General features: G+C 67.0%; 22 protein-coding genes and 1 pseudogene. 11 read left to right on the forward strand and 12 right to left on the reverse strand.

Annotated elements, in window-relative coordinates:
* Together A5699_RS17025 and A5699_RS17030 are read right to left on the reverse strand one after the other, a co-directional pair.
* A partial coding sequence (locus A5699_RS17025; RefSeq protein WP_157561168.1) for a DUF222 domain-containing protein occupies window positions 1-788 on the reverse strand: 788 nt, incomplete at its 3' end.
* A gap of 64 nt (window positions 789-852) precedes the next feature.
* On the reverse strand, window positions 853-2280 hold the full coding sequence (locus A5699_RS17030) for an FAD-binding oxidoreductase (protein ID WP_067771266.1): 1428 nt from the start codon (window positions 2278-2280) through the stop codon (window positions 853-855).
* Between the two features lie 142 nt (window positions 2281-2422).
* Between A5699_RS17030 and A5699_RS17035 the strand changes: the two genes are divergently transcribed.
* Complete coding sequence (locus A5699_RS17035; protein WP_067771233.1) at window positions 2423-2641, forward strand: hypothetical protein; 219 nt, start codon at window positions 2423-2425, stop codon at window positions 2639-2641.
* Window positions 2642-2657: 16 nt separating this feature from the next.
* On the opposite strand, the gene A5699_RS17040 is transcribed toward A5699_RS17035, so the two are convergent.
* The 3 genes from A5699_RS17040 to A5699_RS17050 all read right to left on the reverse strand — a co-directional run bounded on the left by A5699_RS17040 (window position 2658) and on the right by A5699_RS17050 (window position 5060).
* Window positions 2658-3476, reverse strand: a complete 819-nt coding sequence (locus tag A5699_RS17040; RefSeq protein WP_067771235.1) for a class I SAM-dependent methyltransferase — start codon at window positions 3474-3476, stop codon at window positions 2658-2660.
* Between the two features lie 62 nt (window positions 3477-3538).
* On the reverse strand, window positions 3539-4555 hold the full coding sequence (locus tag A5699_RS17045) for an NAD-dependent epimerase/dehydratase family protein (RefSeq protein WP_067771267.1): 1017 nt from the start codon (window positions 4553-4555) through the stop codon (window positions 3539-3541).
* 4 nt (window positions 4556-4559) lie between these two features.
* A complete protein-coding gene (locus tag A5699_RS17050; protein WP_067771236.1) occupies window positions 4560-5060 on the reverse strand; it encodes a polyketide cyclase in 501 nt (166 codons plus the stop codon).
* Between the two features lie 77 nt (window positions 5061-5137).
* Between A5699_RS17050 and msrA the strand changes: the two genes are divergently transcribed.
* Window positions 5138-5650 carry a peptide-methionine (S)-S-oxide reductase MsrA gene (gene msrA / locus A5699_RS17055; RefSeq protein WP_067771238.1) on the forward strand — a complete coding sequence of 171 codons (513 nt, stop codon included), beginning with the start codon at window positions 5138-5140 and terminating at the stop codon, window positions 5648-5650.
* Window positions 5651-5654: 4 nt separating this feature from the next.
* Here msrA and A5699_RS17060 read toward each other — a convergent pair whose 3' ends face one another.
* On the reverse strand, window positions 5655-6983 hold the full coding sequence (locus A5699_RS17060) for a cytochrome P450 (RefSeq protein ID WP_067771239.1): 1329 nt from the start codon (window positions 6981-6983) through the stop codon (window positions 5655-5657).
* A gap of 92 nt (window positions 6984-7075) precedes the next feature.
* On the opposite strand from A5699_RS17060, the gene A5699_RS17065 reads away from it, so the two are divergent.
* On the forward strand, window positions 7076-7660 hold the full coding sequence (locus A5699_RS17065) for a TetR/AcrR family transcriptional regulator (RefSeq protein WP_067771241.1): 585 nt from the start codon (window positions 7076-7078) through the stop codon (window positions 7658-7660).
* Here A5699_RS17065 and A5699_RS17070 read toward each other — a convergent pair.
* A complete protein-coding gene (locus A5699_RS17070; protein WP_067771242.1) occupies window positions 7637-8206 on the reverse strand; it encodes a TetR/AcrR family transcriptional regulator in 570 nt (189 codons plus the stop codon). The two genes, A5699_RS17065 and A5699_RS17070, sit on opposite strands and share 24 nt — an antisense overlap.
* A 54-nt stretch (window positions 8207-8260) precedes the next feature.
* Here A5699_RS17070 and A5699_RS17075 point away from each other — a divergent pair, with 54 nt between their 5' ends.
* Window positions 8261-8932, forward strand: a complete 672-nt coding sequence (locus A5699_RS17075) for a class I SAM-dependent methyltransferase (RefSeq protein ID WP_067771243.1) — start codon at window positions 8261-8263, stop codon at window positions 8930-8932.
* Here A5699_RS17075 and A5699_RS17080 read toward each other — a convergent pair.
* From A5699_RS17080 to A5699_RS17100, 5 genes and pseudogenes are all read right to left on the reverse strand, one after another.
* On the reverse strand, window positions 8929-9996 hold the full coding sequence (locus A5699_RS17080; protein WP_197508319.1) for a prenyltransferase: 1068 nt from the start codon (window positions 9994-9996) through the stop codon (window positions 8929-8931). The two genes, A5699_RS17075 and A5699_RS17080, sit on opposite strands and share 4 nt — an antisense overlap.
* Window positions 9997-10006: 10 nt before the next feature.
* Window positions 10007-10729: a class I SAM-dependent methyltransferase gene (locus A5699_RS17085; RefSeq protein WP_067771245.1), complete on the reverse strand. Its 723-nt coding sequence runs from the start codon at window positions 10727-10729 to the stop codon at window positions 10007-10009.
* Window positions 10723-11967 carry a glycosyltransferase family 4 protein gene (locus A5699_RS17090; protein ID WP_067771247.1) on the reverse strand — a complete coding sequence of 415 codons (1245 nt, stop codon included), beginning with the start codon at window positions 11965-11967 and terminating at the stop codon, window positions 10723-10725. Before A5699_RS17090 ends, A5699_RS17085 begins: the two co-directional genes overlap by 7 nt.
* 130 nt (window positions 11968-12097) lie before the next feature.
* Window positions 12098-12554 (reverse strand): annotated as a pseudogene (locus A5699_RS17095) (PPOX class F420-dependent oxidoreductase).
* Window positions 12555-12563: 9 nt separating this feature from the next.
* Window positions 12564-13130 (reverse strand): hypothetical protein, encoded by a 567-nt coding sequence (locus A5699_RS17100; protein WP_369806714.1) that lies wholly within the window; start codon window positions 13128-13130, stop codon window positions 12564-12566.
* Between the two features lie 85 nt (window positions 13131-13215).
* On the opposite strand from A5699_RS17100, the gene A5699_RS17105 reads away from it, so the two are divergent.
* From A5699_RS17105 to A5699_RS17130, 7 genes are read left to right on the forward strand one after another with little or no spacing between them, the layout of a single operon-like run.
* A complete protein-coding gene (locus A5699_RS17105) occupies window positions 13216-13494 on the forward strand; it encodes a hypothetical protein (RefSeq protein ID WP_157561308.1) in 279 nt (92 codons plus the stop codon).
* Between the two features lie 35 nt (window positions 13495-13529).
* Complete coding sequence (locus tag A5699_RS17110; protein WP_067771252.1) at window positions 13530-14327, forward strand: DUF427 domain-containing protein; 798 nt, start codon at window positions 13530-13532, stop codon at window positions 14325-14327.
* Window positions 14328-14356: 29 nt separating this feature from the next.
* Window positions 14357-16183 (forward strand): hypothetical protein, encoded by a 1827-nt coding sequence (locus tag A5699_RS17115; protein ID WP_067771270.1) that lies wholly within the window; start codon window positions 14357-14359, stop codon window positions 16181-16183.
* Window positions 16184-16185: 2 nt separating this feature from the next.
* Entirely contained in the window at window positions 16186-16353 is a 168-nt protein-coding gene (locus tag A5699_RS29640; RefSeq protein WP_197508320.1) for a hypothetical protein, read from the forward strand.
* Window positions 16350-16781, forward strand: coding sequence for a hypothetical protein (locus A5699_RS17120; protein WP_067771253.1), 432 nt, complete (start codon window positions 16350-16352; stop codon window positions 16779-16781). The genes A5699_RS29640 and A5699_RS17120 overlap by 4 nt, the downstream gene beginning before the upstream one ends.
* Entirely contained in the window at window positions 16778-18064 is a 1287-nt protein-coding gene (locus tag A5699_RS17125) for a hypothetical protein (protein WP_067771254.1), read from the forward strand. Before A5699_RS17120 ends, A5699_RS17125 begins: the two co-directional genes overlap by 4 nt.
* Before the next feature lie 9 nt (window positions 18065-18073).
* The gene (locus A5699_RS17130) at window positions 18074-18643 is read left to right on the forward strand and encodes an isochorismatase family protein (protein ID WP_067771256.1); all 570 of its coding nucleotides are present in this window, start codon (window positions 18074-18076) and stop codon (window positions 18641-18643) included.
* Window positions 18644-18832 lie beyond the last annotated feature (189 nt).

Here is an 18832-nt window from a genome sequence, read left to right on the forward strand (position 1 = left end):
TCGAGGGTGGCTTGCTCAGCCAGCAGGTGCACCACCGCGGCATCGGCAGCAGCCCGGGTGCCTGCTGCCGGGCAGTCTGGGGTGCGGCACAGGCACGGCAGGTGGTCTTGCAGTCGGGCCAACGCCCCGGCGGCATCAGCACGGCGCTGATCCAGTGTGCGGGGATCATCAGGGCAGACGGTGGCGGCCAGGGCGTCGAGGCGTTGATCGAGGGCGGCGGCATCCCCGACCCGTAGATTGCCCCACACCGTGGCCATGCCCGGGATGGTGCCGGCCTCGACGCTGAAATGCCGGCCCTCATCGATCTGCGGGGGTACGCGCTCACCATTGGGGTCCAGCCGGGCCACCCATTGATCGATGCGGTCACGCAGTTTGCGTTTCGATAACCGCATCCAGGTTCCGGCGCGGGCGGCCAGGGCTTCGTCGACAGCGGCCCAGGCGGTGGGGTCGACGGTGTCGGTGCGGTTGATGATGGCCAACACCATGCGCATGTCGATGGCCCCGGAGGCGAACAGGGCCGCCACCTGGGGAAGCCGGTCACGCAACACGCGGGCGTGGCGGATCTGTTCACCGGCGCGGTGGCGGCTGATGTTCAACGCTGCCGAGATTTCGGCGGCGACCGCTTCGAACGGGTCGGTGCGCCAGTACACCGTCTCGGCCAGTTCGTGTTCGCGGCGGGTGTCCAACGCACCGATGGCGGCCAGCCGCGCGGCGATCGCCGCGGATTCTGCCCGCGCCGCCGCGCTCATCGCGTCGATGAGAGCGGCATCGGAATCAGTATCGAACACATGTTCGATTATGCCACCACCGACCGACAACCACAGCGCTTTCTCAGCACATCGGCGAACGACGTCAGTGCGGTTTGCGGGTGATGACGTCGGCGAAACGGGCGATCGGCGACGTCGTCGCCCGTCCCCGCGCCTCGTGTCGGTCGGCCAGTCGGTAGGCGACGTAAAGGCCACGCACGCCGAGCCAGCGCAGCGGTTCGGGTTCCCAGTTGCGTGATCGGTGACCGACCCACGGCAGCTCGGTGATCGGGGTGTCGCGCCCGAGCACAAGATCGGCCAGGGTGCGGCCGGCCAGATTGGTTGCGGTGACCCCGTGTCCGACGTATCCGCCCGCCCAACCCAGCCCGCTGGCCCGGTCCAGCGAGACGCCCGCCTGCCAGTCCCGTGGGACGGCCAGAACCCCGCACCACCCGTGGGCGATCGGCACATCGCGCACCTGCGGCAGGATCGAGTGCAGCACGCCGGTGAGCAGACGGATGGTGCGGGCCGGAACCTGACCGTCGATGTCGGTGCGTGAGGCGAAACGGTAGGGAACGCTACGACCCCCGATCGCGATGCGGTCATCGACAGTGCGTTGCGCGTAGAAGAACCCGTGTGCGCTGTCGCCCACAGTTTCCCTTCCGTGCCAACCGATTTCATCCCACAGCGCCGCCGGGATCGGTTCGGTGGCGATCATCGAGCTGTTCATCGGCAGCCAGGTCCGGCGGAACCGGGCAAGCGAAGGAGTGAACCCCTCAGTGGCCCGCAGCACGATCGGCGCCCGCACCGTACCGCGGGTGGTGACGGCGCACGCCGTCGATGAGCGCTCGCGCGAAGAGGACACCGCACCGGCGATCGCCGTGACCGGGGTGTCCTCGTAGATCGTTACACCAAGCCGCTCGACGGCTTCGGCCAGCCCGCGGACGAGCCGGGCCGGTTGAATGCGGGCACAGTGCGGGGTGTGGTAAGCCGAAACCAGTCCGTCGAACCGAATACGTTCGGCTGCTTCGGTTTTCGTCAGCTCGGTGACATCCAGCCCCCAGGATCGTTCTTCGGCCACCGCAGCCGCCAGCCTGGCGGCCTGGGCGGGATTGCGCGCGATCTCCATGGTCCCGCCCTTGACCGCACCGGCGTCGATGCCTTCGCGGTCCGCCACCGTGATGACCTCATCGACAGCGTCGTTCAGTGCCCGTTGCCAGGCCAGCACCGGCTCCCTCCCATGCTGCGAGGCCATTCGGTGCCGGTCGCCGGGAGCCAGGCCGGACAGCCAGCCGCCGTTGCGACCGGAGGCGCCGAAGCCCGCGAAACGGGCCTCCAGCACGGTGATCCGTAGCGATGGCTCGGCCTGGGCCAGGTAATAGGCCGTCCACAATCCGGTGTAGCCGGCGCCGACGATGCACACGTCGGCGTCGCGGTCGCCGGGAAGGGCCGCGCGGGGCGCGGGTATTTCGTCGAACCAGTGGGACACCTTGCCGTTCACCGTCTTGGGCACCGCAGGATTCTGCCAGGGCATATCCCAGAACATATTTCTTTCTGCCAATCGGGGTTCAATTTCTGCCACCGGAAATGGCCGGGCCGGCCAGTCGGTTTGGACAGTCATACCGGCACGAAGGTCACCAGAACCGACGCCGGTCAAGACAGGAAGAAGCAGGGATATGAAGAAGTTCGGATTCGCCGTCATCGCCGCAAGCGGACTGAGCGCAGCCGTCCTGGGTCTGGCCGGACCGGCCCAGGCCGCCGAGCCCGCTCATGTCGCAGCCCCCAGCACCGTCACCATCTCTTCCGGTGTGGACCACCTGGACTGGTTGGATCAGATCCATCCCAAGCCGATGGTGCCGAAGGCGGACAACACCGTGCGCCACAGCGGTCGGTGATTTGAGGGACTGAGCGTCAGAACGCGTAGCGGTGATACTGCGCCATGTACCGCAACACCGGAACGGGTTTCATCACCGCGAGCATCAGTCGGTAGTACCAGGGCAGCGTGTTGAACACCGGATCGTCGAAAGGCGATGTGCGGGCCAGTAACCGCGTGCCCGGTACTGCCCGCAGGATGTCCTCGGCACTGTTGATCGCCCAGTGGAGTTTCGCCCCGGATCGCCGGACCACGGTGTTGCTCCACTGGGACTTGACACCCAGAGTATTAAAGGCATCGAATTGCAGTTCCCCAGAAGGGAATCCGTCGACAATACGACGCAGCAGGGCAACTCCGTCGGCTTCGGTGAGGTACATCGTGAGACCTTCGCCGAGCATCAACGTCGGCCGGTCGGCGGGGATGTCCCGCAGCCAGGCCGGGTCGGTCACCGACGCGGCGACGACGTGATAGTGCTCGGCCGAGGGGTAGAGCTGCTCGCGTAGGTGCGCGACGTCGGGATAGTCGACGTCGTACCACTCGACACCGGGCTCGGGTTGCAACCGGAAGAACCGGCCGTCCAGTCCACAGCCCAGATGCAGCACCACTGCTTCCGGGTGCACCGCCAGAAACTGCCGGGTCCACCGGTCGAAGTGGGCGCTGCGGGTGGTCACCGACGGTGACGTCGCCTCGGTGATCGAGGTGCGGCTCCAGTCGTAGTCGATGCGATCGGCGATCTGCTTGGCCAGCCGGTCGCCCAGGATCGGATTCGGCATCCCGGCGTCGAGGGCCTTGGCGTAAAAGGTCGCCAGCATGGTCTGCGGCGCACCGGAGAGGTCGACTTTCAGCTTGTCGGTCATATCGCCAGGCTAGGCCGCAATGGGCTTGCCGCCCAGTGGCTTAACGCTGCACGGCGTGGTGTTCAGCTGCCCCGCTGTGCGCGTTTGGCCGCACGCAGGCCGACCCAGAACTTCGCCGCCTCGGCGATCGACTCCTCCACCGGCCTTGGCTGCCAACCGAGTTCACGCACGGCCTTGGAATGGTCGAGTTCGGCTTCGGCCCGCATGAGCCGCAGGGATTCCAGTGAGAGCCGTTCGTCGGTGCCGCGCAATGCGCCCTTGAGCGTGCCGGCGGCGGCCAGCAGGTAGGACACCGGCAGCGGGATCGAGCGCTGCGGCGGCGCGACGCCGGCGGCCTCGGCGGCCAGCCGGGCCACCTCCGCGTTGCTGATCATCTTCTCGGAAATCAGGTAGCGCTCACCGGGTATGCCGCGGTCGGCAGCCAACAACAGCGCCCTGGCCGCATCGTCGATACCGACGGCCTCCAGGTGGATGCCGCTCATCACGAACGGCAGTTTGCCGAACGCCGCGCCGGCGATGATCGCGCCGTGCGGGGTGCGACCCCAGTCGCCACTGCCGTAGGTCGTGGAGACGCACATCGCCACGGCCGGCAGGCCGCGCTCACGCGCGTAGTGCAGCACCAATTCCTCGGCCTGTACCCGCGAGCGCACGTACGGGGTCACCTTCGCGATATCGACGACATCGGCTTCGGTCGACCGCTTGCCCCGCTTCCGTCCGACGGTGACATAGCTGCTGGTGTAGACGAACTTGCGTAGACCCGTGACGCCGGCGGTCACCTCCAGGACGTTGCGGGTGCCCTCGACGTTGGTGCGGAACAGCGGTGCCGGGTCGCGCAGCCACCCGCGGGCGTCGACGACGCAGTGGTAGACGACGTCGCAGCCGGTCATCGCCGCACGCAGCGCCGCGGTGTCGAAGACGTCGCCCTCGAACCGCCTGACGTCGAGGTCGTCGATCCCGCTCGTGTTGGCACCCGGCCGCACCATGGCCCGGATCTCGGAACCGTCGTCGGCACCGACCAGTTGCCGTAGTACGTGCGAGCCCAGGAATCCGTTGGCTCCGGTGACGAGCTTCGCGCTCACGTGCTCAGCCTCCAAACTTCTGCATCCACGCCTCGGCCTCGTCGGTGAGCGTGCCGAGTTCGGCGGCTTTGCGGCACCACTTGCGGGCCGCGGAGGCGAATCGCAGTGGGTTGTAGACGTCTTCCTGACGTGACCAGAGGCCGTCGCCGGCGTAGGTCAGGATCGAGATGTTGGTGGCGCTGATGATGGTGCCGTCGCCCGGGTCGCGCATGGGGTTGTCCAGTTCGCAGATGATCCGGCCGGTCGGCTCGTCGATCACCGACCACAGCGACGGGAACGCCGTCATGTAGCTGCCGGGAAAGGTGGTCATGGTCTTCCAGATCCACGGCCGCACCTGTTCGCGGCCCTTCATGGTGCCCACGGCGTGCTCGATGTAGTCGACGTCGACGGTGTAGTGGTCCGCCCAGATGTCCCAGTTCTTGGTCTGCGCGGCGCGATCCACGGTCTGCTCGAACGTCTCGAAGGCGGCGGCGAGTTCATCGCGGCTGAAGGACCTGCTCGTCACCCCAAAACTAGAACACGTTCTACCAGGCTTTGTCGAGGACTCTGCCGAGAAAGTCGGCGCGGAGCACAATGGGACGTATGGGCAACTATTCGACAGCGATCCTGGCCGGCGGCTGCTTCTGGGGCATGCAGGACCTCATCCGCAAGCAACCCGGCGTGATCTCGACCCGGGTGGGGTACACCGGCGGCCGTAACGACCATCCGACATACCGCAATCACCCGGGACATGCCGAAGCGGTCGAGATCGTCTACGACCCGGCCGAGACGGACTTCCGAGCACTGCTGGAGTTCTTCTTCCAGATCCATGACCCGTCCACCAAGGACCGGCAGGGCAACGACGTGGGCACCAGCTACCGGTCGGCGATCTTCTACCTCGACGACGAGCAGAAACGCGTCGCCCTGGACACCATCGCCGATGTGGATGCTTCGGGTTTGTGGCCGGGCAAGGTGGTCACCGAGGTGACGCCGGCGAGTGATTTCTGGGAGGCCGAGCCCGAGCATCAGGACTACCTGGTGCACTACCCGAACGGGTACACGTGCCACTTCCCGCGCGCGGGGTGGAAGCTTCCCAAGCGGCAGACCACGGGGTAGCCGCTCAGACTTCCAGCGGGGTGGGCCGCCGGCGCACCACGATGCGACCGCCGGATTTCGGGGTGTAGGCCACCCCGCGGGAGTGCACTTTCTCCCCCGGCGCGGTGGTGGTTTCGATCGCGAAGTGCCGCAACACCGTTCGCAACACCACATCCATCTCGACGTTGGCGAACACCGCTCCGACGCAGCGTCGGGTGCCGCCGCCGTAGGGGATCCAGCCGAGGCCCGGCCGGTTGCCGAGGAATCGCTGGGGGTCGAACCGGTCGGGATTCGGGAAATCCTTGGCCGCTTCCTGGATCTGGGAGATCGCCACGATCACGGAGTACCCGCGGGGAATTTCCCACTCCCCCAGTCGAATCGACGGTGCGTAGACGTGGCGGCCGGCGAAGTCGATGACGGTGCGGTTGCGTTGGACTTCGAGGATGGTGGCCTGGCGGTACTCATTGCCGTCGGTGGCCGCCTCGGCCTCCAGCTCGGCCAGCACGTGCGGGTGCCGGCTGATCCGTTCGAAGGCCCAGCCCAGGGTCGACGCCGTCGTCTCGTGCCCGGCGGCCAGCAGGGTCAACAGCTCGTCGCCGATGTCTTTGCGGGACATGGCCGATCCGTCTTCGTACGTGCTGCGCAACAGCAGCGCCAGGATGTCGTCGCGCTGGTCGAAATCCGGGTCGGCCTCGACCTTGTCGATGAGTCGGCCGATGACGTCGTCGTACTGCTTGCGGTATCGAGCCAATCGGCCCCACGGACTGAACCGTCCGTAGGTGCGGGTCGGGGTGGGCAACACCACCAACCGCGAACCGAGGGTGACCCAGGGCGGGATGATGCGGCGCAATTCGTCGAGCTGTTCGCCGTCGGCGCCGAAAACCGCGCGCAGGATGGCGTTGAGGGTGATGCGCATCATCGGTTCGAGCGTCTCGAACTGTCGCCCGTCGGGCCAGGTGGCCGTTTCCCGCAGCGTCTCTTCTTCGAATATCTTCTCGTAGTTCTTGATGCTCTTGCCGTGAAACGGTGGGGTGAGCAATTTGCGCCGCCGACGGTGATCGGTGCCGTCGAGGGCGAACACCGAACCGGACCCCAGGATGCGGCTCAAATTGGGCTGGATATTGCCGACGTCGTCGGTGTTGGCCGCGAAGAGCTGCTTGGCCAACTGGGCATCGGCGATCATCACCGTGCGGCCGAACACCGGGAGCTGAAGGCTGAACACATCACCCTGACGGCGTGCGATCTGTTTGACCACCCAGCGCCTGGCGACGGCAAAGCCGATGGCCTGCAATGGTTTCGGCACCCGCGCGGGCGCTGGGATTCGGGTCTTCTCGGCAGCTACGAGGTCGGTCATACCATCTCCAGCCAGTTGCGGTACCGAGCGGTACCAGCGGTTGTGAGGTACGGTACCCCCAGGTACCAGACAACGCAAGGGGGTGAGAGGCGATGACCTACCGACTGCGGTTGCTCGACGGGCTGGCCGCGGCGATCACCGACAAGGGCTACCGAGACACCACCGTGGCCGACATCGTCCGCCACGCCCGTACCTCCAAGCGCACGTTCTACGACCAGTTCGGCACGAAAGAGGATGGTTTTCTCGAGCTGCTGCGCGCCAACAACGCCGCACTGGTCGACCGGATCAGCGCCGCTGTCGTTCCCGAGGCATCCTGGACCGACCAGATCGGCCAGGCCGTGGGCGCCTATGTCGATCACATCGCCGCCGCCCCGGCCATCACGTTGAGTTGGATTCGGGAACTTCCCGCGCTCGGCAGCCGGGCCCGCCCACTGCAGCGCGAGGCCCTGCGCGCCCTGACGGACCTGCTGATCGACCTCAGCGGCAGCGTCGGCTTCCAGCGCGCCGGTCTGCCGCAGCTCACCGAGCCGATGGCCATCATCTTGCTCGGAGGGTTACGTGAGCTGACCGCTCTGATCGTCGAGGACGGCCGCGACATCCACGAGATCTACGGTCCCGCCGTGGCCGCGTCGACGGCCATCATGGCGGCGAATTCAGCTGAGCAGCAAGCGAGCTGACTTCTCCAGCCGCCTCGAGATGGCCGCGTAGGGGTCATATCCCATCCCCGCCCAGACCAGTGTGCCCGTGTAGAGCAGCTCAAGGGCCTCGATGACGTCGAGATCAACGTCGGGGCCGAGCGCCACGACCAGCCGCGTGCGGATATCCGCCCCGATCCGCTGCCGCAACACCTCCACGTCGGGGTCCTTCCCGAGCAGCGCGTTGGTCACCGCTCCGGCGAACTCGGGTTCATCGGCCACCAGCGACGCGATGTGCTGCAGTACCTCGACCACGCGGGTGGCCGGATCGTCCGACTCGTGCGCGGCCGGCGGCGCAGCCGAGAGTCGACGCCAGAACACCTCCGCCACGAGGTGTTCTTTCGACGAGAAGTAGGTGTATGCCGTCGCCGCGCCGACCCCGGCCTCGGCGGCAACCCGACGCACGGTCAGCCCGGCGAACCCGTCCCGGATGATCAGTCGGAGCGCGGCCTGACCGAGACGCTCCACGGTGTCAGCCTGCCGTGCACTCAGGCGGCGGCGCGTCGATTCCAAGGCCGCATCGGACACGTGTCCGGACGCTACTACAACCGCCCGTGGCCAGCAACGGTAGGTTGTGCATTCATGAGCTCCGCTGACACCGCCCTACCGCCCCGCGCCGAGCGCCTGTTCGCCCTCGCCGAGCAGGTCACCGGCTTCATGCCTGCCGACGAGGGCCGAGCCCTCTATGACGCCGGGGTGCGCTACCTCGGTGGCGGCGTCGGGGTCGAGATCGGCACCTACTGCGGCAAGTCGACGGTGATGTTGGGTGCGGCGGCCCAGGAGACCGACTCGGTGCTCTACACCGTCGATCATCACCACGGCTCCGAAGAGCATCAGGTCGGCTGGGAATACCACGACACCACCATGGTTGATCCGGTCACCGGGCTGTTCGACACGCTGCCCACCATGCGCCACACGCTCGATGCCGCCGGCCTCGACGACCATGTGGTCGCCGTCGTCGGTAAGTCACCCGTGGTGGCCCGTGGCTGGCGAATGCCGTTGCGGCTGTTGTTCATCGACGGCGGGCACACCGAGGAGGCCGCGCAGCGGGACTTCGACGGTTGGGCTCGCTGGGTCGAGGTGGGCGGCGCGTTGGTCATCCACGACGTGTTCCCCGATCCGAACGACGGCGGGCAGGCGCCGTTCCACATCTACCAGCGGGCGCTGGCCACCGGTGCGTTCGACGAAGTCATGGCGATGGGATCGATGCGGGTGCTGCAGCGGAGCGCGGGCGAGCCGGGAGTGCTCGACTAACGGCCTGCCACACACTCGCAGTCGTACTCACCCTCAAGGCCACGCGGCAGCCCGACACCCCGGAAGATGCCGCTGGCCGCGGTGGTCTGCGACAACGCGTCGGCGGCCAGGATCATGGCCGCCCCGGTCCAGGTGGTGCGCTCCTCGGGCCAGCGCTTACCGTCGGCGAAAACCAGGCCGGTCCAATAGGATCCGTCGTCCTCACGCAGGTGCTGCATGGCGGCGAACTGCTCGTTGGCCCGGCGGGTGTCACCGATCGCGTCCAGGGCCATCACCAGCTCGCAGGTCTCCGCGCCGGTCACCCAGGGCCGGTGGTCGACGCACCGGATACCCAGGCCGGGCACCACGAAATCACCCCAGCGCCCGTCGATCCGGGCCTTGGCCGCATCGTCGCGCAACGCCCCGCCGAGCACCGGGTAGTACCACTCCATGGCGTGGGTGTCCTTGGCGGAGAACGCCTCTGGATGATCGGCGATGGCGTGGCCCAGGCGCCCGACGGCGACCTCCCATTCCGGCTGCGGATCATCGAGGTACTCCGCCAGGGCCAACCCGCAGCGGATGCTGTGGTACACGCTGGCGCAGCCGGTCAGCAACGCCTCTTCCACCGGGCCGGAAGGGCTTTCCGCCCAATAGATCTCACCACCGGGGGCCTGCAGGCCGAGCACGAAATTCAGCGCCCGGGTCACCACCGGCCACATGCACTCGGCGAAGGCCCGGTCCCCCGTGATCAGGACGTGGTGCCAGACGCCGGTGGCCACGTAGGCGCAGAAGTTGCTGTCGCTGTTGGCATCCTCGACGACCCCGTTGCGCAGCTGGATCGGCCATGACCCGTCGGCGCGCTGCACCGTTCGGCACCAGTCGAAGGCCGCACGGGCCGGCTCGATCAACCCGGCCACGGTCAGCGCCATGGCGTTCTCGACGTGATCCCACGGGTCGGTATGCCCGCCGTCGAACCACGGCAGGGCTCCTGAGGATTCCTGGGTCGCGGCAATCGATTTCGCCGTCTGCAAGCAGTCTTGCGGGGTCAGAACTCCGGGCACACCGGGGATCTCAGGCAGTCGCACCGCGCACCGCCTACCCGTTGGATTCCGGCTTGCGGAAGTAGAGCGCGACGCTCTTGCCGATCACCGGGTTCAACAGTGATTCGGCGGTGCGGGTCAGCCAGGGCCGCCCCATCATGTCCCACACCAGCAACTGGTGGTACGCCTTGACGGCGGGATGGTCGTTCTTCTCGGTGCCGACCAGACATTTGAGCCACCAGTACGGCGAGTGCAGGGCATGCTCGTGATGGGTGTGAGTGAGTTCGAGCCCGTGCGCGAGCACCTTGTCGCGCAACTCGTCGGCCTTGTAGATGCGGATGTGTCCGCCCTCGTTGGCGTGATACTCGTCCGACAGCAGCCAGCACAGCTTCTCGGGCAGCCACCGCGGCACCGTGATGGCCAGTGAGCCACCGGGTTTGAGGACCCGCACCAGTTGCGCGATCGCCCGATCGTCCTCGGGGACGTGCTCGAGGATCTCCGACGCGATGACGCAGTCGAAGCTGGCGTCGGCGTACGGGAGGTCGAGCGCATCACCCTTGACGGCCTCGCCCTTGGCCGACAACGGCACCTCGCCGGCTTCCCGCATGGCCTGCAGCATGGTGTCGACGTCGTTGAGGTCGGACACGCTCTGGTCGAAGCCGATCACGTTGGCCCCGCGCCGGTATGCCTCGAAGGTGTGCCGGCCCGCGCCGCACCCGACATCGATCACGCTGGTGCCCGGTCCGACACCGAGACGGTCGAAATCGACGGTCAGCATCGCGTCACCTTTCCTGCCCTGGCACGGGCCATCTCGTACACCGAAACCGTCTGTGCGGCAACCGATTCCCAGCTGAAGACATCGAGTGCCCGTTGCCGTCCGGCGGCACCGAGCTTGCGTCGTTCCGACGGCGAGTCGAGCAGTTCACCGAGCACGGTGGTCAACTCGTCGACGTCGGCCGGGCGCACCAACCGGGCGCAGGAACCGTCGTCGCCGACCACCTCGGGCAGGGCGCCCGCACGGCTGGCCACGATCGGGGTGCCACTGGCCATGGCCTCCACGGCGGGCAGCGAAAAGCCTTCGTAGAGCGACGGGATGCAGGCCACCTCGGCGGAGGCGAGCAGCGCGGCGAGCTCCTCGTCGCTCAGGCCGCTGGAGCTGTGCACGATGTCGGAAATACCAAGCTCGGCAATGAGTTTCTCGGTCGGACCGTTCGGTTCGAGCTTGGACACCAGCTGCACGTCGAGGTCGCGCGAAACTCGCAGCCGGGCCACCGCATGCAGCAGATGGCTGACTCCCTTGAGCGGCACGTCGGCGCTGGCGATCGCGATGATGCGTCCGCTCACCCGATGCTCGGCCGGCTTGAACAGTTCGGTGTCCACGCCCAGCGGCACGATGTGCAGCTGATCCGGCGTCACCCCGAAGTCCTCGGCGATGTCGGCGGCCGAGGACGACGACACGGTGAGCAGCTCGGGGATCTGGCGGGCGACCTTCTTCTGCATCTCGGCGAACCCGTACCACCGCCGGACCAGCGGCTTGCGCCACCACTTGGCGGCGGCGATCTCGACGACCCGGTCCCGCGTGATCGGGTGGTGCACTGTGGCCACGACCGGCAGACCGCTCTCGGCGATCTTCAGCAGCGCCGAGCCCAGGCTCTGGTTGTCGTGCACCACATCGAACTCGTCGCGGCGCTCGGCCAGGATGCGGGCGACGCGCATGGTGAAGGTCCGAGGCTCGGGGAACCCGGCGCTCCACATCGTGGCCAGCTCGAGAGCGTCGATCCGGTCGCGGATCTCGCTGGGCTTGGGCACGCGGAACGGGTCGGGCTCGCGGTAGAGGTCCAGGCTCGGAACCTTGGTCAGCTTGACCCGAGGGTCCAGCCCCTCCGGATAGGGCTGACCGGAGAACACCTCGACCTCGTGACCGAGTTCGGCCAGCCCGCGGCTCAGATAGCGCACGTAGACGCCCTGGCCACCGCAGTGAGTCTTGCTCCGATAGGACAGCAACGCGATACGCATAATCAGATCACCCGACGGCCGGAGACGTGCTGAGCTGGGAATTCACGCTCACGCGTCGACCCCGAACCCTCTGGACATGTGTCCAGACTATAGTTTGACCTGCTAGCGGACGCAACGCGTGCGTAAGCGCTCAGGCCGGCGGGAATCCCCCGGTGGCGACCGGACCCCAGTGGGTAGGCGTGATCCGGATCAGGCATTTGCCCTGGTCGACCATCGCCTGTCGGTACTCGTCCCAGTCCGGGTGCTCACCGGCGACCGCGCGGAAGTAGTCGACCAGCGGCTCCACCGCCTCGGGCAGGCCGATCACCTCGGCGGCGCCGTCCACTTGCACATACGGCCCGTTGAACTCGTCCGACAGGACGGTGACGCTCGCCCGCGGGGTACGACGGAGATTGGCCGCCTTCGCCCGCTGCGGATAGCTGGCGATCACGATGCGGCCCTGCTCGTCCACCCCGCCCGTCACGGGAGAGGTCTGCAGCGAGCCGTCGGCCCGGAACGTGGTCAGCACCATGTGGTGCCGCGGGCCGGACGAAATCGAGCAGTTCGTCGATCCCTACGGTGTCAGCGGTCGCATACTTTCGGGCCATGCCTTGACGCTAGTCGGGCAACACGAATGCGAACGGTCGGGGGAAACCGAGCCCGGTCAACCTGGCACCCCGAACGGCCGCGACATCGACCGATACCACCTTGCCCGACGACGGTTCGTAGCATTCCAGTACCTCGCTGCCCTCGCCGACGAGCAACACCCAGTGCCGCGGGATGCCCCGCTCGCCGATGAGCATGGCCACGGGCCACCCCTGCGTGACTGCGGCGCGCACGTCCGACAACGGGTCGCGGGCACCGCGGAAGTGGCGCCAGCGGTATGTCACTCCCCGTTTCGCACTGTGCGCGCTGAGCGCATGGGCCATGCCGGCGGGCGTGGTGCCGAGCCGCCGAGGCCAAATCCTGTTGACCACAGCGTGAATTCGGCCCTGCTCGGCGGCGAACCAGGTGTCACTGTCGGGGGCCAGCAACTCCGCCCGGTACGCCGGGTCCAGCATCGCGCCGGCCACCACCGCGACGGTCGGGCCACACGTGATCCCATCGCGCTGCCGCAGCCGTAACGCCGCCAGTTTCCCTGGTTTCACACAGATCCAGTCATCTCGGCGCTCAATTCCTGCCATCGGAACTAAACCTTGTGAGCTGCCGGTTTCAACCGACATATCGCAGCGTAGCGAACCCCGGAAGTGAGGACATCCAGTGAGAAATATCGGAAAGTCACGAATCCTCGTCGCAACTCTCGGCGGTCTGGCGGTCGCCGTCATCGGGTTGGCCGGGGCGGCCGGCGCCGCCCCCAGCGGATCCGGCAATGCCGAACAGACCATCAAGCAGTTGCAGTCCCAGGGATACACGGTGATCGTGAATCGCCTCGGCACCACACCGTTGGATCAGGCCGCCGTGGTGGCCGTACGGCCCGGACCGCACTACAGCCGCACCGACAGTTTGAGTGCGGTCACCCAACGTACGGTCTACGTCGACGTCAAGTAGCAGACAGCAGCACCTTCCGGGTCGATAATGGCCCGATGGCGGTGAAGATGGCCGATCTGTTGGGCAGCCGGCTCGGCTCCCTGCGATATCAGGCCACTCCCAAGCGAATTCGAGTCTGCCTCGGTGGCGAACCCGTGGCCGACACCACCGACGCGATCCTGGTGTGGGAGCCACGGCGGGTGGTGCCGACGTACGCCGTGCCGCGTTCGGCGCTGACGGCACAATTGGTTCCGGCGGGCGGGGACGTCGGGGACGACGAGATCCCCGGCTTCCTCGATCCGTCGATACCGTTCACCGCGCACACCTGCCCGGGCACGGCGTTCGATGTCATCGCGGGCGAGGAGACCGGCGCAGCCGCCGCCTATCAGCCCGACGACGCCGATCTGGCCGGTTATCTGATCCTGGACTTCGCGACGTTCGAATGGCGTGAGGAGGACGAGCCGATCGTCGCTCATCCCCACGATCCGTTCCACCGAATCGACATCCGACGCAGCCGACGGCGCATCCGGGTCGAGATCGACGGGCGGGTTCTGGCCGAATCCTCCCGTCCCACATTGCTATTCGAGACCGGGCTACCCACCCGCTATTACCTGCCACGTGAGGACGTCACCACATTGCAGTTGAGCGACACCGTCACGTACTGCGCGTACAAGGGTCGCGCCACGTACTACTCGCTGCCGGGTGGGCCGGCCGATCTGTTCTGGGCCTACCACGAGCCACTCATCGAGGCGGAACCGATCCGCGACCTGGTGTGTTTCTTCGACGAGCGGGTCGATGTCTTTGTCGACGGCGAACGTCTGTTTCGGCCTGCCTGGTTCTGGCAACATCACTGACCAACACAGTCAGCTGACCGGAGGTCATGATGGGCTCATCGGAGGTCACGCTCACCGCGGCCGCAGGCACCGAGGGCGGCGGCGCCGCGCTCGACCAGGTGATCGGCATGTCGGTGGTCGCAATGATCGTGACGGTAGCGCTGCTGTGGATCGGTTACCTGCACCGCAACCGCCGCATCACGTGGCTGAACAACTTCGCCGAACGGTTGGGCCGTAAATTCCACCGGCCGCCATGGGTGGCGCTGCAGGTGTTCCTGTTCACCGCGACGATCATCTGCGCGCTGTTCGGCTTCATCTGGGATGTCAGCCTGCACATCGGCAAGGGACGCGATGCGGGCCCACTGGCCAACCCGGCGCACTACTTCATCCTGATCGGCCTGTTCCTGCTGTTCATCGCCGGCTCGATGGCCATCGTCCTGCCCTACGACAAGCCGGGACCGGCGGCCCTGCGGATCACCCGCAGCTGGTACGCCCCGGTGGGCGGCGTGTTGATGGCGGCCTGCGGGCTGTACGCGCTCATCGGTTTCCCGCTCGACGATATCTGGCACCGCATCTTCGGTCAGGACGTCACGCTCTGGGGGCCAACGCATTTGATGCTGATCGGGGGCGCCGGGTTGTCGCTGATCGCGGTGCTGCTGCTCGAGCATGAAGGCCGGGTGGCCATGGGCCCGGACGCCGAAGAAGACACTAAGTTCAACAAGTTCCTCTATTACCTGTCGTTCGGCGGTCTGTTCATCGGGCTCTCGGTGTTCCAGATCGAATACGACTTCGGCGTCGAGCAGTTCCGGTTGGTGCTGCAGCCCATGATGATCGCGGCAGCGGCCGCGCTGGCCGCCGTCGCCGCACGGCTGGTGCTCGGCCCGGGCGGCGCCTTGATCGGGGCCGCGTTCGCCATCGTGCTGCGCGGGGCGGTCGCTTTCATCGTCGGACCGGTCCTTGGCGCCCCGACCAGTTGGTTCGCGCTCTATCTGGGCCCCGCGCTGGTGGTCGAGCTCATCGCCCTGACCCCATTGGTCAAGCGGCCCATCCTGTTTGGCGCGGTCGGCGGCCTCGGTGTGGCCACCCTCGGTCTGTGGCTGGAATCGTTGTGGATCGGCGCGGTCTATCACTATCCGTGGCCCACCAGCATGTGGGGTGAGGTGTTGGCCATGGCGATCCCGGTGGCCATCGCCATGGGGATGTGTGGCGCGCTGCTGGCCTTGGTGCTCAACGGTCAACCGCTGCCCCGGCCCGCGGCGGGCATCTCCATCGTCGTGGCCACGGTCCTGGTGATCGGTGGCGCCGTGGCCAACGGGCTACGCACCGAGGTACCGGAAAATGCCCGCGCCACAATTACATTGACCGACCTCCCCGAGCATGACGGCCAGCGCATGGTCTCGGCCGATGTCCAGATCACCCCGCGCGACCTGGTCGGCGACAACCCGGAGTGGGTGTCGATCCTGGCCTGGCAGGGCGGTCTGGCCAACCAGCACGGGCTGGTGATCGACCGGCTGGAGAACGTCGGGCCGGGGCACTACCGCTCGACGCAACCCATCCCGGTGTCCGGCAGTTGGAAGACCTTGCTGCGGGTGCAAGACGGCACCACCATGGCCGGGGTTCCGATCTACCTGCCCGCCGACCCGGGGATCGGCGCCACCGAGACCCCGGCCCTGGCAACCAGCGATCGAGAGTTCGTGCAGGAGATCACGATTCTGCAGCGCGAACGCAATCTGAATCACCCGGCCTGGTTGTACAACGTGGCTTCTTTGGTGGTCCTGGTGTGCACGCTGATCCTGATCGCCGGGTTGAGTTGGGGTGCGGGCCGGATCAACGCCAAGGAATTGGCCTCGGGCCGGGAACCCGCCGGACAGACATGATGGTGGATCAGGTTCAGTACCAGGCTGATCACACGTTGTTGCTGGCGTTGCCGGCCTTCGCCCCGGCCGTCGTCGTGGTCGGGGTGGTGGTGTACGTCGCGATGCGGGACCGGCGCCGGCCGCGTCAGGATGACGAGTCGAACACGGCAAGCGAAGATGGTTCACCGTGATCAACCTCAAAAGCGGTGTCATCGTTCTGGCGTCCGCTCTCGCGCTGGTGACAGCGGGGTGTGGCGGCTCGAAAACCACCGAGAATGCCGATGGTTCGGCCAGTCCCACGGCGACCACGGTGAGTCCGTCGGACATGACCGACGAGCAGCACGTTCCGGCCCGGCTGCTCATCGACGTCACGATCAAGGGCGGCGAGGTGACACCGACCAACGAGCGGCTGCAGGGCAAGGTCGGCCAGCCGATCGTGGTGCGGGTCAACAGCGACGCCGACGACGAGCTGCATGTGCACTCCAACCCCGAGCACAGCTTCAAGGTGGAGCCGCGTAGCGGCCAGCAGTTCCAGTTCACGGTCGACGTGCCGGGCACCGTCGACATCGAGCTGCATCACGCCAACCGCACGATCGCCAGCGTGCAAGTGCAGCAGTGACGCCCGAGTCGACCGCGGTTCTGGCCCATGGTCTGGGCGGCTCGACTGATCTGCCGATCCCTTACACGTACGCGCTGATCGGCGCGGCGTGGACGTTGACGTTCACTTTTGCGGTCGTGGCACTGGCCTGGCGTCGGCCCCGGTTCGATCCGGACAAGCCCGGAGTGGCGCTGCCGGCCTGGGTGACGTCGGTGGTGGACGCCGCGGTGACCCGATGGACGGTGGGCCTACTCGCGCTGGCCTTGACCGGGTGGGTGGCGTTCACCGGGTGGACCCGGGCGCCGAACGCCAACCCGCTACCGGGAGTCTTCTACGTCCTGTTGTGGGTGGGCGTGGTGGCCGCCTCGGTGTTGTTCGGTCCGGTGTGGCGGCTGATCTCCCCGGTGCGCGCGCTGTACCGGTTCATTCCGGTGTCCGCTCGTCTGAGTTACCCGGAGCGGCTCGGCTATTGGCCGGCGGCCGCCGGGCTGTTCGCGTTCGTGTGGTTGGAGCTGGCCAGCCCGGACCCGGGATCGCTTGCAGCGATTCGTAATTGGCTCGTGATCTACCTGGTGGTGACGTTCGCCGGTGCGCTGTGTTGCGGGCCGCGGTGGCTGGAGAGCGCCGACCCGTTCGAGGTGTACAGCACAGCCGCTTCGAAGCTCTCGCCGCTGCGTCGTCATGACGGGCGCTTCGTGATCGGCAACCCGTTCGATCACCTGCCGTCGCTGCCGGTCCGCCCCGGGCTGGTGGTGCTGCTGGCGGTGTTGCTGGGCTCGACCGCATTCGACAGCTTCTCGGCAATGCCCCAGTGGCGTAATTTCGTCGACGCGCACTCCGGTTCGCCGGTCGAGGCCAGCCTGATCCGCACCGCGGGACTGCTGGTGTTCGCCACCACGGTGGCGGTCACGTTCTCGGTGGCCACCCGCACCACCGGCGGCGTCGACCGCCGGTTACGGAGCGAATTGCCCGGCCTGATGGCGCATTCCCTGGTGCCCATCGTCATCGGCTACGTATTCGCGCACTACCTGTCGTATCTGGTGGAGCGCGGCCAGCAGACGGTGATCCTGCTGTTCGGGCTGCACGATCTGCAGGTCAGCTATTTCCTGTCGGCGCACCCGTCGGTCTTGGCCACGCTCAAGGTCGGTTTCGTGCTGGCCGGTCACGTTGCCGGGGTGATCGCGGCGCACGACCGTGCCCTTCGCCTGTTGCCGAAGCAGCATCAGCTCACCGGGCAGCTAGCGACGATGCTGGTGATGGTCGGCTATACCTTCACCGGGCTCTACCTGCTATTCGGCGGGTAGCCTCGGGGCATGCAGCGGTCCAGGCAGGCCCACGCGCTCATCGTCGTCGACGTGCAGAACGATTTCTGCGAAGGCGGTTCGCTGGCCGTGTCGGGCGGTTCGGCGGTGGCGCAGAAAATCACCGATCTGCTCGGCACCGACCACGGGTACCACCATGTGGTGGCCACGAAGGATTTCCACATCGACCCGGGCGACCACTTCTCCGACACTCCCGACTACCGCACGTCGTGGCCCCGGCATTGCGTCGCCGGGACGGCCGGTGCGGATTTCCATCCGAACTTCGACCCCGCCGCGGTGGAGGCCGTGTTCAAGAAGGGCCATCACTCGGCGGCGTACAGCGGGTTCGAGGGGGTCGACGATGCGGGGACGACGCTGGCGGACTGGCTGAGCCGACGCCACGTCGCGGCCGTGGACGTGGTGGGCATCGCCACCGACTACTGCGTGGCCGCCACCGCTGCCGATGCTGTCAAGGCCGGCTTGCAGACCCGGGTGCTGACCGGCCTGACCGCCGGGGTCGCGCCCGGGAGTACGACCGCCGCATTGGCCGAGTTACGTTCCGCCGGAGTGGAGATCAGCTAGTTGGCGAGCGGTCCAGCGTGATGATGCCGACAGCGTCTTGACGTTTAATCCGAAGCGTGCGGTAACTCGGCAGCTCAGGGTCGGTGGCCACGGCCGGCTCCCTTCGGTTTCGGCAAGGTCCTGCCGTACATTCTCACGGCCGGAAGCGCCTCGGGCCCGTATGGTCGATTTGTGACTGTCGCGGATCGA

Origin of the sequence: Mycobacterium sp. E802, from assembly GCF_001666875.1 — a bacterium.
In the GTDB taxonomy this organism is placed as follows: Bacteria; Actinomycetota; Actinomycetes; order Mycobacteriales; family Mycobacteriaceae; genus Mycobacterium.